Annotated in this window: 17 protein-coding genes; 8 read left to right on the plus strand and 9 right to left on the minus strand. The window is 66.1% G+C overall.

Going from position 1 to position 14,704, the window contains the following annotated elements; translation table 11 throughout:
- Positions 1-33: 33 nt before the first annotated feature.
- A complete protein-coding gene (gene hemC / locus L2Y97_RS21905) occupies positions 34-954 on the plus strand; it encodes a hydroxymethylbilane synthase (RefSeq protein ID WP_247431057.1) in 921 nt (306 codons plus the stop codon).
- A gap of 123 nt (positions 955-1,077) precedes the next feature.
- On the opposite strand, the gene L2Y97_RS21910 is transcribed toward hemC, so the two are convergent.
- The gene (locus L2Y97_RS21910; RefSeq protein ID WP_247431060.1) at positions 1,078-1,923 is read right to left on the minus strand and encodes a DUF481 domain-containing protein; all 846 of its coding nucleotides are present in this window, start codon (positions 1,921-1,923) and stop codon (positions 1,078-1,080) included.
- A gap of 90 nt (positions 1,924-2,013) precedes the next feature.
- Entirely contained in the window at positions 2,014-2,943 is a 930-nt protein-coding gene (locus L2Y97_RS21915; protein WP_247431063.1) for a hypothetical protein, read from the minus strand.
- A gap of 212 nt (positions 2,944-3,155) precedes the next feature.
- Between L2Y97_RS21915 and L2Y97_RS21920 the strand changes: the two genes are divergently transcribed.
- Positions 3,156-4,151 carry a helix-turn-helix transcriptional regulator gene (locus L2Y97_RS21920; protein ID WP_247431065.1) on the plus strand — a complete coding sequence of 332 codons (996 nt, stop codon included), beginning with the start codon at positions 3,156-3,158 and terminating at the stop codon, positions 4,149-4,151.
- Between the two features lie 16 nt (positions 4,152-4,167).
- Positions 4,168-5,115 (plus strand): patatin-like phospholipase family protein, encoded by a 948-nt coding sequence (locus L2Y97_RS21925; protein WP_247431068.1) that lies wholly within the window; start codon positions 4,168-4,170, stop codon positions 5,113-5,115.
- A gap of 120 nt (positions 5,116-5,235) precedes the next feature.
- Here the strand turns inward: L2Y97_RS21925 and L2Y97_RS21930 are convergent, their stop codons facing one another.
- The 7 genes from L2Y97_RS21930 to L2Y97_RS21960 form a co-directional block, all read right to left on the minus strand.
- Complete coding sequence (locus L2Y97_RS21930) at positions 5,236-5,952, minus strand: glycosyltransferase (protein ID WP_247431071.1); 717 nt, start codon at positions 5,950-5,952, stop codon at positions 5,236-5,238.
- A 203-nt stretch (positions 5,953-6,155) separates the two neighbouring features.
- Positions 6,156-6,884 carry a DUF3379 family protein gene (locus L2Y97_RS21935; protein WP_247431074.1) on the minus strand — a complete coding sequence of 243 codons (729 nt, stop codon included), beginning with the start codon at positions 6,882-6,884 and terminating at the stop codon, positions 6,156-6,158.
- The gene (locus tag L2Y97_RS21940; RefSeq protein WP_247431077.1) at positions 6,881-7,420 is read right to left on the minus strand and encodes a sigma-70 family RNA polymerase sigma factor; all 540 of its coding nucleotides are present in this window, start codon (positions 7,418-7,420) and stop codon (positions 6,881-6,883) included. Before L2Y97_RS21940 ends, L2Y97_RS21935 begins: the two co-directional genes overlap by 4 nt.
- Before the next feature lie 21 nt (positions 7,421-7,441).
- The gene (locus L2Y97_RS21945; RefSeq protein WP_247431080.1) at positions 7,442-8,317 is read right to left on the minus strand and encodes a ParB/RepB/Spo0J family partition protein; all 876 of its coding nucleotides are present in this window, start codon (positions 8,315-8,317) and stop codon (positions 7,442-7,444) included.
- A gap of 9 nt (positions 8,318-8,326) precedes the next feature.
- Positions 8,327-9,169, minus strand: coding sequence for a ParA family protein (locus L2Y97_RS21950; protein ID WP_247431083.1), 843 nt, complete (start codon positions 9,167-9,169; stop codon positions 8,327-8,329).
- A gap of 146 nt (positions 9,170-9,315) precedes the next feature.
- On the minus strand, positions 9,316-9,945 hold the full coding sequence (rsmG, locus tag L2Y97_RS21955) for a 16S rRNA (guanine(527)-N(7))-methyltransferase RsmG (protein ID WP_247431085.1): 630 nt from the start codon (positions 9,943-9,945) through the stop codon (positions 9,316-9,318).
- Positions 9,946-10,074: 129 nt separating this feature from the next.
- Positions 10,075-10,509, minus strand: a complete 435-nt coding sequence (locus L2Y97_RS21960; protein WP_247431088.1) for an SPFH domain-containing protein — start codon at positions 10,507-10,509, stop codon at positions 10,075-10,077.
- 293 nt (positions 10,510-10,802) lie between these two features.
- Between L2Y97_RS21960 and L2Y97_RS21965 the strand changes: the two genes are divergently transcribed.
- Genes L2Y97_RS21965 through L2Y97_RS21985 form a run of 5 tightly spaced genes read left to right on the plus strand, consistent with a single transcriptional unit; the run spans position 10,803 to position 14,703 of the window.
- Positions 10,803-11,072, plus strand: coding sequence for a hypothetical protein (locus L2Y97_RS21965; protein ID WP_247431090.1), 270 nt, complete (start codon positions 10,803-10,805; stop codon positions 11,070-11,072).
- Positions 11,072-11,335, plus strand: coding sequence for a hypothetical protein (locus tag L2Y97_RS21970; protein WP_247431093.1), 264 nt, complete (start codon positions 11,072-11,074; stop codon positions 11,333-11,335). Before L2Y97_RS21965 ends, L2Y97_RS21970 begins: the two co-directional genes overlap by 1 nt.
- Before the next feature lie 3 nt (positions 11,336-11,338).
- The gene (locus L2Y97_RS21975; RefSeq protein WP_247431096.1) at positions 11,339-12,967 is read left to right on the plus strand and encodes a PepSY-associated TM helix domain-containing protein; all 1,629 of its coding nucleotides are present in this window, start codon (positions 11,339-11,341) and stop codon (positions 12,965-12,967) included.
- Positions 12,968-12,985: 18 nt separating this feature from the next.
- Positions 12,986-13,723, plus strand: a complete 738-nt coding sequence (locus tag L2Y97_RS21980) for a GNAT family N-acetyltransferase (RefSeq protein ID WP_247431099.1) — start codon at positions 12,986-12,988, stop codon at positions 13,721-13,723.
- 53 nt (positions 13,724-13,776) lie between these two features.
- Positions 13,777-14,703 carry a M14 family metallopeptidase gene (locus L2Y97_RS21985; RefSeq protein ID WP_247431102.1) on the plus strand — a complete coding sequence of 309 codons (927 nt, stop codon included), beginning with the start codon at positions 13,777-13,779 and terminating at the stop codon, positions 14,701-14,703.
- Position 14,704: the final 1 nt, after the last annotated feature.

Genomic DNA, 14,704 nt, shown 5'->3' on the forward strand with positions numbered 1-14,704 from the left:
CAGCCCATTGCCTCCCGTGCTTTCGGAATCCCCATGACCGCACCGCTTCGCATCGCCACCCGCAAGAGCGCGCTGGCCCTCTGGCAGGCCGAACACGTGGCCGCCTTGCTACGCCAGGCGCACCCTGGCCTGGTGGTGGAACTGGTGCCGCTCTCGACCCGCGGCGATGAGATCCTGGATCGCTCCCTTGCCACGATCGGCGGCAAGGGCCTGTTCCTGAAGGAACTGGAGGTGGCCATGCAGGAAGGCCGTGCCGATATCGCCGTGCATTCGCTGAAGGATGTGCCGGCGGTGCTCGAACCTGGCTTTGCGCTCTCGGCGATCCTGCCGCGCGCCGATGCCGCCGATGGCTTCATCAGCAACGATTACGCGACGATCGCCGAGCTGCCCAATGGCGCCCGCGTCGGCACCTCCTCGCTGCGCCGGCAGGCCCAGTTGCGCGCCCTGCGCCCCGACCTGCAGTTGCTCGACCTGCGCGGTAACGTGAATACCCGCCTGGCCAAGCTGGACGAGGGCCATTACGACGCGATCGTGCTGGCCTGCGCTGGCGTGGACCGCCTGGGCCTGGGTGGCCGCGTGCGCAGCCGCCTGGCCAGTCCGGATTGGCTGCCGGCACCGGGCCAGGGTGCCATTGCCGTGGAGATCCGCGAGGGCGACACGCGCACGGCCGAGCTGCTGGCGGCTATCGACGACGCTGACACGCGCCTGGCAACCGATGCCGAGCGTGCGTTGAATGAGCAGTTGGGCGGCAGCTGCGCCGTGGCGATCGGTGCGTTCTGCGTGGTGGCGGAGTTCGGGCTCACCCTGCATGCGCTGGTCGGCGATGCCGCCAGTGGCGAACTGATCACCGCACAGGCGGATATCAACGGCGACAAGCCGGTGGCACTGGGCCACGAAGTGGCGGCCATGCTGTTGCAGCAGGGCGCGGGCGAGCTGCTCAAGCCGCAGCGTTAATCACCGCTGTCGTAGGGGCCCACCCTGTGGGCGACGCCGTTCGCGAAAGAGCCACAGGACCTGTGGTGCCGTCGCGGAAGATGTCGCCCACAGGGTGGGCTCCTACGGAATAGCGTGTGTCGCTTAGAAGTTGTAGACCAGGTTCGTGGTCATCAACTTGTCGGTGCTCACCGTGCCCGGCTGCGTATCGCTGTTGTAGCGGATCTGGTAGCCGAGCTTCAGCGCCATCTTCTTGGTCATGCTGACCGACAGGCCGATGTCGTTCTGGTAGTACTGGTTCTTCGAGCCCGCTTCCACCAGGAACGTATCTTCCAGCGCGGTGTTATCGGTGAGGCGGTACTTGCCGTTCACCAGGCCACGGCCGACCACTTCGCTCTCGGCGTTGGGCGTCGTGACGACCGTGACGACGGTCTGATCAGGCTGGACGACGTCTTCGCTGGTCTTGGCTGGCTGGTAGCGCTTGAAACCGGGACCGATTTCAAAGGAAAGCTCGGCGCGCTCGTTCTTCAGCGCGATGTAGCCGTAACCCACCGAGACGACCCCCTGCCAGAGATTGGCACCGAAATCATCATGTTCGTAACGCGCGGCTGTGACGACATAACTGCGCGGGTCGAACTTGTAGCCCACTGAAGCACCGCTCTCATAGCGGTTGGCCGTGGTGCTGAAGGTGTTGTTACCGCTGCCGTCATCGACCTCGCCTTTCGAGCGCAGGCCATTGAGGTAGAAATTGTTCTTCCACACTTCGTTTTCCTGTGCCAGCCCGAGCTTGGCGTTGGCATTCTCCGAGCGCGAATTACCGCGCGAGGAGGCGAAGCCGAATTCGCCCGAACCGGTCCAGCCGCCATTCTTGGAGGCATCGGAACTGGGGGCACCACCGCCATTGGGGTTGGTCGTGGAGAAAGCGTCCTGGGCCTGCGCGGCGAAAGGCAGCGCGGCGAGGACAAGCGAGGCGAGAAGGATTTTTTTCATCGTCTACCCGGATGTGGAAAGAAAGTGGTATTGGGGTGGGCCGTGGGGACGGCCATTGGCGCACCCACGCGCCGGGGGGCTGCTTGCTGCTCAATGGCTGGCGAGCTGGGCCCACGCCCGCCCATACAACCGCTGTTCGAGGCATTGACCGATAACGCAGCTTAACGCGGCCATACCAGCGGCCACGGCCACCAGCGGCCCCGTGGGGTGCGAGACCAGCAACACGCAGGGGAGGCCCACCGAGAGCACGGCAATGCCGAAACACCAGGCCAACAGGGTACCTGTCCCGCGCCTGGGCGCAAAGAACGCGCCGGCTCCCCGTTCATCCGCCAACTGGCGTAGTGCCCGCCAGCGCATGCCTTCGATCACGCCGAGCACCAGGCCCACCGCTAACATACTGAGCCGCCAGGGGTTTAGCGGACCCAGCGTAGTATCACTCTGCAGTGCGACGCATAACCAGAACCACAGCCCACCGGCGAATACCGCCGACACGGCACGGCCCATCGGCTGCGTATTGGCGACCGACGCCAGTGGAGCGGGCATATCCCGCGCCGTGCTGCGCGCCGTATAGATCAGGGTGGCGAGGCTGCAGATCATGAGTGCCGCGCCGGCCAGCCGCGTGGCCCAGAAGTCGTTCTCACCGCGCGCCAGACCGCCCAGCGCCAGCATGGGCAGGTAATTCGCCATGGCCACCATGCCTTCCGTGGTGGGCAGCATGCGCCGGAACGGGTCCCAGCCATGCCATTCGCGCGCAAAGCGCAGGCGCAGGCAGGTGGCTGCCAGGCCCAGGCTCACCAGCACGAAGCCAAAGGACAGCGGCACCAGGACATCGCCACGCCCATCGGTGTACGTGCCCAGCGCCACCGCGGTGCCGAGCACCATCCACAGGCCGTAGCCCGTCGCCGTCGCGGTCTGGAGGACCACGGCAGGGAGGGAAAACAGGCTTTGGGCGCGCGAACCGTCCTCGGGCTGGCCTTGGGGGCCCAGCGCGACGGCCGGTGCGTCGTCGGGTTGCGCCATGGTCGGGGGCTTCGGCGATGGCAAAGCGGCATTTTTGCGCCGTTTCGCCCCGGGCGCAAACCTTGCGGCCACCGCCGGCCCCACCTGGCCAATCGTTGTACTGCGGCAACCCTTGCGGACGGCCCCTGCCAACGCCATGCTTGTTGCGCGTAGATACGGGCGTCACGCCCGCGCGGACACACTTTGCTTAGCTCCACCTGCCGGCGAACCCCATGGACCGCTACGAGCGCATTCTTACCCTGCACCGACTGCTGAAGTCCGCGCATTATCCGGTTCCGCTTTCGCGGCTCATGGATGAGCTTGAATGCTCGCGGGCCACCCTTTACCGCGACGTGGCGTTCCTGCGCGATGCGCTGGGCGCGCCCGTGCAGAGCGTCGCCGGCGACCAGGCCTCGTTCCGTTACGAGGCGGGCGAGGGCGATAGCTTCGAATTACCGGGCTTGTGGCTGACCAGCGATGAGCTGGCCGCGCTGATGGCCCTCAATGAGCTCATCGGCCGCTCGGATCCCGGGGTACTGGCCGGGGCGCTGGCACCGTTCAAGGCACGCATCGAGCGCCTGCTCTCCGATCATGGCAGCGGCAAGGCACTGCCGGTCGATCGCATCCGCGTTATTTCCTGGGGTGCGCGCAAGCTCGACCAGCAGGTGTTCCGGATCGTGGCGGGCGCGGTGCTCGAAAGGCGCCAGCTGACCTTCCGCTACCGCGCCCGCACCACCAATTCCGATACGCGCCGCACGGTGTCGCCACAGCGCCTTACCCATTACCGCGATAACTGGTACCTCGATGTGTGGGACCACGATCGCGAGGCGTTGCGCAGCTTCGCCGTGGATCGCATCGCCGAACCACAGGCACAGGATGCACGGGCGAAGGATGTGGAAGAGACCGAGCTGAACGATCTGCTCGCGTCCAGCTACGGCATCTTCGCCGGCAAGCCCAAGGCCTGGGCGACCATTCGCTTCTCCTCGCACGCCGCGCGCTGGGTGGCCGATGAACACTGGCACTCGCAGCAGAAGGGCGACTGGCTCCCCGATGGCCGCTACGAGTTGAAGGTGCCCTACTCGAACTCCCGCGAGCTGCTGATGGACGTACTCAAGTACGGCCCCGATGCGGAGATCGTGTCGCCGCTGCCGCTGCGCGAGGAAATGAAGATCCTCCTGCAGCTGGCCTTGTCCGGCTACCAGAACGGCAACAACGGTAACCACCACTGATCACGCACCAGGTTCCATGAGCGACTTTGATATCGCCGATCCCGGCGCGCTACCCGCTACGACCGGACAACCCCGTCGACCCCGCGTTGCGCTGGCGCTAGGCGCCGGCGCGGCCAAGGGCCTTGCCCACATCGGTGCCATCGAGGCGCTGGAGGCCCGCGGCTTCGACATCGTCGCCATCGCCGGCACCTCGATGGGAGCGCTGGTCGGCGGCATCTATGGCATGGGCAAGCTCGATGTGTACCGCGACTGGGTATCGACGCTAGCGCGCTTTGATGTGCTGCGCCTCGTCGACTGGAGCTTTTCCGGCGGCGGCTTCATCAAGGGCGACCGAATCATGGCCGCGCTGCGCGAACTCATCGGTGAGGTGAACATCGAAGAGTTGTCGATCGCGTACACGGCCGTCGCCACCGATATCGATCGCGAGCGTGAGGTATGGCTCACCCGGGGGCCGCTGTTCGATGCCATCCGTGCTTCCATCGCCATCCCAACCTTGTTCCGTCCTTACACGCACGAAGGCCGCCGCCTTGTCGATGGTGCGTTGTTGAATCCGTTGCCGGTGCTACCGCTGATGCGCGAAGACGCCGACTACGTGATGGCGGTAAGCGTGGATGGCGCGGCGGAATTGCAGAAGGCGCCCGAGAAAGACGTAGCGGCGGTGCCTGACCAGGGCTATGCGGCAAAGCTCGGCCGCCTGCTGGGCAAGGTTCTGCCCGGCTCCGAGTCCAAGATTCACCGCGACCCCGGCGCATTCGAGCTGATGACCCAGTCGATGGACCTGATGCAGGCGAACCTGTCGCGCCTGCGCCTGGCCGCGTACCCGCCCGACCTGCTAATCGAAATGCCGCGCAACGTTTCGGCGGTGTACGAGTTCTACCGCGCCCGCGAGCTCATCGAACTGGGGCGCGAGCGGACCGAGGCCATGCTGGACAAGTGGGTGCCGCGCGGCACCCCGCTGCGCTAATCGGATCGCGGTAGGAGCCCACCCTGTGGGCGACATCTTTTCGCGAGATCGACGCAGGACCTGTTGCTTGTCGCGAACGTTGTCGCCCACAGGGTGGGCTCCTACCGCGATGCTTTCAGATCAGAATTCTTCGGTCTTCGTGACCTTGGCGCGGCGCATCAGCCACGCCACGCCGCGCAGGTCGGCCAGGCCTACCCACAGGCGATCGAGCATGCCGTACTTCGAGGTGCCGGCCGTGCGCGGGCGATGGCCCACCGGGACGCTCTGGCTGGCGAAACCCGCGCGCTTCACCAGCGCCGGCAAGTAGCGGTGCATGTGGTCGAAGTAGGGCAGGCGCATGAACGTGTCGCGCTCGAACAGCTTCAGGCCGCAACCGGTATCCGGCGTGCTGTCCTGGAGCATGCGCGAACGCACCGCGTTCGCGATCTTCGACGAGATGCGCTTGTTGAAGCTGTCGCGCCGGGTGACGCGCCAGCCCGCAAACAACTTGAGTTCCGGACCAGCGCCAGCACGCGCGGCGAGCAGCTTGGGGATGTCGGCCGGGTCGTTCTGCCCATCGCCATCGAGCGTGGCGATCCACGAGGCGCGTGCAGCACGCACGCCGTTCCACACGGCGGTGCTCTGCCCGCTGCGGGTCACGTGGTGGATGATGCGCAGCTCGGGGTAATCCTTCTGCGCCGCCTTGAGCACGGCCACGCTGTCGTCGGTGCTGTCGTCATCGACGTAGATGATCTCGAAGTCGATCCGTCCACGCAGGGCCGCGGCGATCTCGGCGAGGAGGGGCGGGATGTTGTCGCGCTCGTTGAAGACGGGCACGACCACGGCGAGATCGGTCATCGCGGTTCCGGGGGCGGGTGGCAGGAGTCGGGCGGCATTATCGCCCAACAATCCTTACAGAAGGCTGCTTTGCCTGCACTCGTTCAGGTCCACGCTCCAGCGAACCTCCCCGTAGGAGCCCACCCTGTGGGCGACGCCGTTCGCGACAAAGCAACAGGCCCTGCGGGGATGTCACGAAAAGATGTCGCCCACAGGGTGGGCTCCTACAGGGAGACGGTGAGGTTTTCGCCGTCGATGGCGGCGCGCCAGCCGCGTTCGGCAATGTCCATGGCCTTGTGGCTGGGGCCCTGGGCAAGCAGCAGCAGCGTGCCGCCGCGCAGCTGTACCTCGCGGCCATCCCAGCCATCGCGGTGGAAGGTGCCGGGTTTGCCGTCCATCTTGCCAGGCATGTACAGCGCCACGACGGGCTCGTCGTCCATGCGGGTGACCGCATGCACCACGGGGTACTGGCCCACCACGCAGTCGTGGACGTAGGTGACCATGCCCGGGGCGGGACCCTTCAGGCGGGTCGCCCGTCCCACAAAGCCGGCTTCGACCTGGTCGTCCGTCATGGGGCGGGTCAGTGCCAGTGCGTCCATTTCGCCCGGCATGTGGGCCACGGCCATGGCCTCCAGCGAATGCTGATCGGTGTAGCGCCACATCATGCCCACGCCAGCGAAGGCAATCAGCACGGAGGCCGCCATGGCCATCCATGCACGGCGCCGGGTCACCTGGACCCGGCGTTCGCCCGTGGCCTGGGCCAGCAAGATCCGGTCGGCCAGTCCCTCCGGCACGGGCACCGCCATGGCGGCTTCCATGTCATCTTCGAAACGCTGGGCACGTTGCCAGAACGCGGCGCAGCCTTCGCGGCAGGTGTCGCGGTGGGCCAGCAGCTCTGGATCGCGCGAGCGTGGTTCGCTGCCGATCCGGCGGCGGAAGTCGAGGCAATTCATGTCCGGCCCCCCTCGGCCGCGGCGCGGCCGCCCAGCAGGCGTTTGAGCTGCTGGCGGGCGCGGAACAACTGGGTCATCACGGCGCCAGCCTTCTGGCCGGTACTCGCGGCGATCTCGTCGGCACTCATGCCGGCGAGCACCTGCATGGCCAGCGGCTCACGGTATTTATCGGGAAGCCGGCCGATGGCATCGCGCACCTGCGCGGCGTCGCCGCTGCGCTCGGGGCTGGCGAAAGCAGCATCTTCGACGACGTTGTCGTCCAGTTCGACGACATCCAGCCGCTTACGCTCGTACAGGCGTGCATGCTCGCGGCGCAGGATGGTGAACAACCAGGCCTTCGCCGATTCGGCCTCGCGGAGGGCATCGAGGTTTTTCCAGGCGCGCAGGAAGGTCTCCTGCACCAGGTCCTGGGCCACGGCCTCGTCGCGCGCCAGCCACCAGGCAAACCGGTAAAGGTCGGCTGAGAGGGCGCGCACCATCGCTTCGTACTGGCGCTGTTTCGGGTTCACATCCTCATGGACCGGGCGCTTGGCCATTTACTTACACCCGCGCCAGCATCAGCGGATCTTGCTGAGGATGCCGTCCAGCTCGTCGTTGCTGTGGTAGTGGATGACGAGCTTGCCCTTGCCACCGCGGCCCTGGGCCACTTCGACGCGCGTGGCGAAGCGTTCGGCGAGTTCGCGCTCCAGGTTAGCCACGTTCGGGTCCATGGGTGCGGCCGACTTGGCCTTGCCCTTGGGATCGAGCTGGGCCTTGCGGGCGGCTTCTTCCAGCTCGCGCACCGTCCAGCCGTTGCGGGCGCAGTCGCGCGCGAGCGGCTCGGCAATGAACGAGGGCAGGGTGAGCAGCGCACGGGCATGGCCCATCTCGAGCTTGCTCTCGTCGAGCAACTGCTTGATCGACGCCGGCAGTTCGTTGAGGCGGAGCAGGTTCGACACCGACGCGCGCGAGCGGCCGACCGCATCGGCGGCCTGCTGGTGGGTCAGGTCGAACTCATCGACCAGGCGCTGCAAGGCCTGGGCTTCTTCCAGCGGGGTGAGCTCCTGGCGCTGGATGTTCTCGATGAGGGCCATGGCGAGCACGGACTGCTCGGGCACATCCTTCACCAGGGCCGGGATCTCGCTCATCTGCGCACGCTGCGCGGCGCGCCAGCGGCGTTCACCGGCAATGAGCTCGTAGCTGTTCTTGCCGATGGCACGCACGACCACCGGCTGGATCAGGCCCTGGGCCTTGATCGACGCGGCCAGCTCGTCGAGCGCCTCATCGTTCCAGTGCCGGCGCGGCTGGTACTTACCGGCCTGGATATGGTGGATGGGCAGCGTGCGGAGCTCGCCTTCCTGCTCGATCACCGAGGGGGCGGCTTCCGGACCGGCACCGCCGCCCAGGAGGGCATCCAGGCCACGGCCGAGTCCACGTTTCTTCGCTGCTGCCATGGGGGCTCCTTAAGGCGTGGTCGGGGCGGCGTCGGTGGCATCCGCCGCCGGCTCATCGGCCTCGGCGGCGCCAGCAGGGGCGCCGGCCAGGGCACGTTCGCGACGGATGATTTCGCCCGCGAGGCCGATATAAGCGATGGCGCCGCGCGAGCCGCGGTCGTACAGATGAATGGGCTGGCCGTGGCTGGGCGCCTCGGCAAGGCGCACGTTGCGCGGAATGATCGAGCGCAGCACCTTGTCGCCGAAGTGCGTGGTGAGCTGGGCCGACACCTCGTTGCCCAGGTTGTTGCGCACGTCGTACATGGTGCGCAGCAGGCCTTCCACGTCCAGCTCCGGATTCAGGCGCTGGCGCACGGCCGAAATGGTATCGAGCAGGCTGGAAAGGCCTTCGAGCGCGAAGTATTCGCACTGCACCGGGATGAGCACGCCGTTGGCCGCGGTGAGCGCGTTCAGCGTCAGCAGGTGCAGCGAGGGTGGGCAGTCGATCAGGATGGTGTCGTAGCGGTCGGCCACCTTGGCCAGCTGCTCTTTCAGGCGCTGCTCGCGGGCCATGCCGTCCATGAGCTTCAGCTCGGCCGCGGTGAGGTCGCCATTGCCCGGCAGCAGGTCGTAACCCGCCTCGGTGCGGACCAGCACATCCTCGATCGCGACTTCCCCGAGCAGCACTTCGCAGCCGTTGGGCTTGGCTTCGTGCTTATCCACGCCCGAGGCCATGGTGGCGTTGCCCTGCGGGTCGAAGTCGACAAGCAGCACCTTGCGCTTCGCGGCGGCAAGCGCCGCGGCGAGGTTTACCGAGGTGGTGGTCTTGCCGACGCCGCCCTTCTGGTTGGCGACTGCGATAATGCGGGCCATGGAAAGTCGCTAGCTACCGTGCACGGAAGGGGCGCTAGCGTAGCATCTAGCGCGCAACGCCTGCATTCCACCGCGCCGCCGGCCCACACGGCATTACCGCCTACCCTGTAGGAGCGCGCTTGCGCGCGATCTACGCCGCCCCACACTCAATCCCGGCGAATGACCACAAGGTGCCGCTCGCCCTCTACACCCGGCACGGCCAGCGTATGGATCGCCTCCACCCGAAACCCCGCCGGCACCCCATCCAGCTCTTCGGCCGGATGCTTGCCCTTCATGGCGAGCCAGGTGCCGCCCGGCGCCAGCAGGTGCCCACCCCAGCCGAGCATGTCGGCCAATGAGGCAAACGCCCGCGCGGTGATGCATTCGAAGGTGCCTTCGACATCTTCCACGCGGCTCTGCAGTGCCTTGGCGTTGCCCAGCTTCAACGAGCGAATGGCCTCGCGCAGGAAGCGCACCTTCTTCCCGTTCGAATCCACCATGAGCACTTCGCGTGCCGGCTCGGCGATGGCCAGCGGGATGCCCGGCAGGCCAGGGCCGGTGCCGAGGTCGGCCAGCGAGCGGCCGTGTACATAGGGAAGGATGGCCAGCGAATCGATGAGGTGCAGGTTGATCTGCGCCCGGTCATCGCGAATGGCGGTGAGGTTGTAGGCCGAATTCCAGCGTTCCAGCAGCTCGCGGTAATCGAGCAGGCGCTCGACGGCACCTTCGGGGAGGGCCACATCCAGCTGGGCGATGCCGCGTTCGAGCAGGGATTTGAGGTCGTCGCGCGCGGTCATGGGCGTGTGGATGGTCCTGATGGCAGGAAATTATCGCAGCCAGCCCGGCATTTAGAAAACGCGGCGCGAAAAAAAGGCGGCGTTGCCGCCGCCTTTTAAATAACGCACACGCGTTCTCTTGTTATCTGCTTATGCGGCGTCGAGTTCGACGCGGGTCACCAGCATGCCGCGGGCGCGGAGCGAACCGTTCACGGCGTGCTTCAACTGGGTGCCGACAGCGCGACGATCGACCAGATGGGCCGTGGCGGGGTCGCGCAGGGCCGCAACAACGTTGCTGCGGATGAGTTCGGGGGCTTCTTCGATCACCGGATCGGCCGCGGCCGGTTCGAGCACCTGCCAGTAGACAGTGCCGCCATCGAAACGAAGCACCTGGCCACCCAGGTCGATCTTGTGAGTGATGCGATCCAGCAGCGGCAGCACGACGTGGGTGCCGGCGGACAGGAGGGCCGGGGTACGGCCGAAGCGACGCACGCTGTAGACCTGGCCTTCCGGCACACGCTTGAACGAGGCGACCGCGAGGACGCTGGCGACAAGAACGGTGCTGAGGAGGGCGATAGTCAACATGGCTGTTACTTCAATGAGTTACGCTAATTTCCTGTCTCGTGGTGCAACGAGATGACGCACCACGCTGATCAATCGGGGTGTTAACTCTAATATAACGAAGGACCTTAACGCTAGTTTTACCAGACCCCCATATTCAGTTAGCGGATGGGTTGGTCAAAACTTGAGCACTGGGCATTTCTTGACCATGCCGAGGGCACGGCGGCCGGAAAAGGGCACGGCGCGGGGAGGGGCGGGTTTGACCCGCCGGTAGCGAATGATAACAATTATCAATAACTATCCGACCGGTTACGCCCATGAACCTGCTTGGCTGCCTGGTGGCGTTCGCTGCCATGGCGCTCGCCTACCTTTCCTCCCGTAACCAGCGCGCGCTGGCGCGGCCGTTGGGCCGTGGCGCGAAGGTCGCGGCGGGCGCGCTTACGGCGGTGGCACTGGCTTGCTGGGTGGTGGGCGAAACCACGCTTCCCGGAATTTTCTCAACGCTGACCGCCCTGATGCTCGGCGCGGTGGCATTCCCCTACGTGATCTGGCTGTTCAAGCCGGCAGACCCGAAGAAGGCCCGCTGATGCTCGCCAAGACCTTCGCCGGCATCCTCCTCGGCTTCCCGCTATGCATGGCTATCGTCGGCCTGGCCGTCTACCTGTGGCCAGGCGCCAGCGAAGCGGTGCTCATTCCCTGGCTGGTGGCGTTCTTCCCGCTGTGGACCGTCGTGATCGCCGCGACCTATATGTTCCGCAGCGGCGTGCGGGCCTGGGCCTGGCTGGCCGTGGCCAACGTGGGCGCGTTCGCCGCGCTGTTCCTCGCCAAGCACACCCTGCCCGGTATCTGAGCCATGAAGTCCAGCACCATCCGCACCTTCACCACCGTGCATACCTGGACCGGGCTCCTCGCGGGCTTCGCCCTGTTCATCGCGTTCTATGCCGGCGCGCTGACCATGTTCCACGACCCGATCGATACCTGGGCGCTGCCGAAGCAGGAACTGGCCGACGCACAGGTGATGGACAAGGCCGGCGCCATGATGGCCGACATCGTGACGAAGCATCCGGCCGCGCGCGAATCCATCGGCGTCACCTACGCCGCGGGCCACCCCTCGCATGAAGTGGCCGCCTACTGGATGGAGAAGGATGGCACCTGGATGACCCAGGCCATCGATGACCGCGCCGCGCACGATGCCGAAGACCACGAGCATGGCCTGGCCGACTTCGTCTATGAACTGCATTACGACCTCGGTATTCCCGAGATCGGCATCTACCTCATGGGTATCGTCAGCGTCATCTATGGGCTGGCCCTGCTTACCGGCGTGCTGATCCACCTGCCGAACCTGCTGCGCGAGCTGTTCGCGCTGCGCCCGGGCCACAACCTGAAGCGCCTTTGGCAGGATGCGCACAACGTGATCGGCATCCTCAGCCTGCCCTTCCACATCATCTTTGCAGTCACCGGTGCGTTGTTGTGTCTCACGCTTGTCGCGCTGATGGCGTTCAACACAGTGATCTTCGATGGCAAGCTGATGAGTGCTTTCGAGCGCATGACCAGTGCGCTGCCGGATACCGCCGCGATGACGGCGGCCGCTCCAAAAACTGACGCAAGCACCACCGTGGCCATGTTGCCGCCCGCCGAGCTGGGCGCCATCGCACGCAAGGCGGCGCTAGCCGCGGGCGCCGCGAATTTCGACCCGGACTACATGCGCTACGTGCACTACGGCCAACCGGGTGCGGCGGCGGAAGTGCGCGGAACATCGGAGAAGACGTTGGGTGAGTACGGCATGGTTGCGCTCGATGCGAGTACCGGCCGCATCATCAACGTGCAGGTCACCGGCGCGCGCGATGCGAACCACGCCACCTACTCGGCGATCTTTGGCCTGCACTTCGGCACGTTCGGCAACCTGTCGCTGCGCTGGCTGTATTTCATCCTGGGCCTGGCCGGGGCATTTCTCTTTTATTCGGGCAACCTGCTTTACATCGAGACGCGGCGTAAGCGCCGCCAGGCCGACCAGCCGCTGAAGGTGCGCGCGATGGCCACGGCCACGGTGGGCGTCTGTCTGGGTACCTGCCTCGCCATCTCGGTCACGTTCGTCGCCAACCACCTGGCGCCGTACTTCGGTGCGGAGCCTACGTTGGTCGTCCAACCGGTCTGCTTCATCACGTTCTTCGCCGCCATCGCCTGGACCTTCTGGCGACGGCCGGCCAGGGCCGCAGTCGACCTGCTCTGGGCCACGGCGGCCGTGTCCGTGCTCGTGGGCCTGCTCGACATGGCCCTGCATGGCGATCGCCTGGCCCGAACGCTGGCCGCAGGCCGCTACGACGTGCTGGGCGTGGACCTGGTCGCCATCGCGATGGGCGCAGGCTTCGCGTGGCTGGCCGTCGCTACCCGCCGCCGGGCGGTGGCGGGCGATCCATGCAGCGTGTGGGCAGCCAGGCCGTCGCGCGTGACAGCATCGACCACACCCGCGCATGATGGGTGAGTAATCTTCAGGAGGTGGATGGTGAGCGACCCTGGCAACGAAACCCACGGCGACCTGTCCACCCCCATCTGGAGTGCCCTCGGTACCCGCCAGGCGCACCTTGGCGAAGGCGATGCGCTGGTTCGGCGGTACCAGACCGATGTGGCTCCGTTCGCCGCCGTGGCCGATGAATTGCCTGCGGCCTTCGAAGCATTGCACGCCCTGATGCAGCCCGGCGACGTCGCCGCCGTGCTTTCCCGTGAGCCGCTTTCGGTTCCGCCGATCCTGCGCTCCATACCGTTGGGCGCCGTGCACCAGATGGTCGCCGAGACACGGGTGGACAACACCTCGTTCGGCGCCGATTTCCTGGAGCTTGGAGACGACGATGTCGATGAGATGATTGCGTTGACCCAGCTCACCCGGCCCGGACCCTTCGTTCGCCGGACGAACGCTATGGGCCGCTACATCGGGCTGCGCGACGACGGCAAGCTCATCGCCATGGCGGGCGAGCGCATGCGCGTCCCCGGCTATACCGAGGTCAGCGCGGTATGCGTCCGCCCTGAGTGGCGCGGGAAAGGGCTCGCCGCCATGCTGATCAACGTCGTACGCGCCGATATCGAACGCCGTGGCGAAATCCCGTTCCTGCATGTGTTCGGCGAGAACCAATCCGCCATCGGCCTGTACGAACGGCTGGGTTTCCAGCGCAGCCGCGTCTTCATGCTGAACCAGATCACCCGGGCCGGCGCCCCCGCAGGCGTGCCGCTTCACGGGAACTGATCGGCGCGAGCGCGTATACAATCGCCGCACCTGTAGCCCACGAAGCCAACGCCATGACGCAGTCCACGCCTTATCCCATCGGTACGCCCGGCACGCCCTGGGGCCCCGCCGAGGTCGAGGCGTGGCGTGCCACGCAGCAGAAGCAACGCAGCTACACCGACGAGGTGGTGAAGGCCATCGATCCGCTTCGCGCATCGTTCGACGTGGAGGAATACGGTTCGGTCGACTACGCCGGTGAGCATTACCCGTTCTTTGCCCTGCGCACCCGCCACTGGGACGACGCACTGCCCGTCATGGTGGTGACCGGCGGCGTTCACGGCTACGAGACCAGCGGCGTGCATGGCGCCCTGCAGTTCCTGCGCGAACACGCCAATGACTACACCGGCCGCGCGAACGTGCTGGTGGTGCCCTGCGTAAGCCCCTGGGCCTACGAGCGCATCCACCGCTGGAACTTCGACGCCATCGATCCCAACCGAAACTTCCGCGACGGCAGCCCCGCCGCCGAATCCGCCGCACTGGTGCGCTTGCTCGCACCACTGGCCGACAACGTGCTGATGCACATCGACCTGCACGAAACCACGGATACGGATGAATCCGAGTTCCGACCGGCGCTTGCCGCCCGTGACGGGAAGGATTACGAGCCGGGTGAAGTGCCGGATGGTTTTTATCTGGTCGATGACGCGGACAAGCCGCAGCCTGCCTTCCAGAAAGCCGTGATCGAAGCCGTGGCCAAGGTCACGCACATCGCACCGGCGGATGCGAACGGCGAGATCATCGGGTCACCGGAAGTGGCGCATGGCGTCATCGAGTACGCGTTGAAGTCGCTGGGCCTGTGCGCTGGCATTACCCCGGCCCGCTATTGCACCACCACCGAGGTCTACCCGGATAGCCCACGCGCCACGCCGAAGGAATGCAATGACGCGCAGGTGGCCGCGGTGCGCGCGGCGATCGATTACGCCCTCGCGCACCCGGCTGGCTGAG

It is taken from the genome of Luteibacter aegosomatissinici (assembly GCF_023078495.1).
In the GTDB taxonomy this organism is placed as follows: Bacteria; Pseudomonadota; Gammaproteobacteria; order Xanthomonadales; family Rhodanobacteraceae; genus Luteibacter; species Luteibacter aegosomatissinici.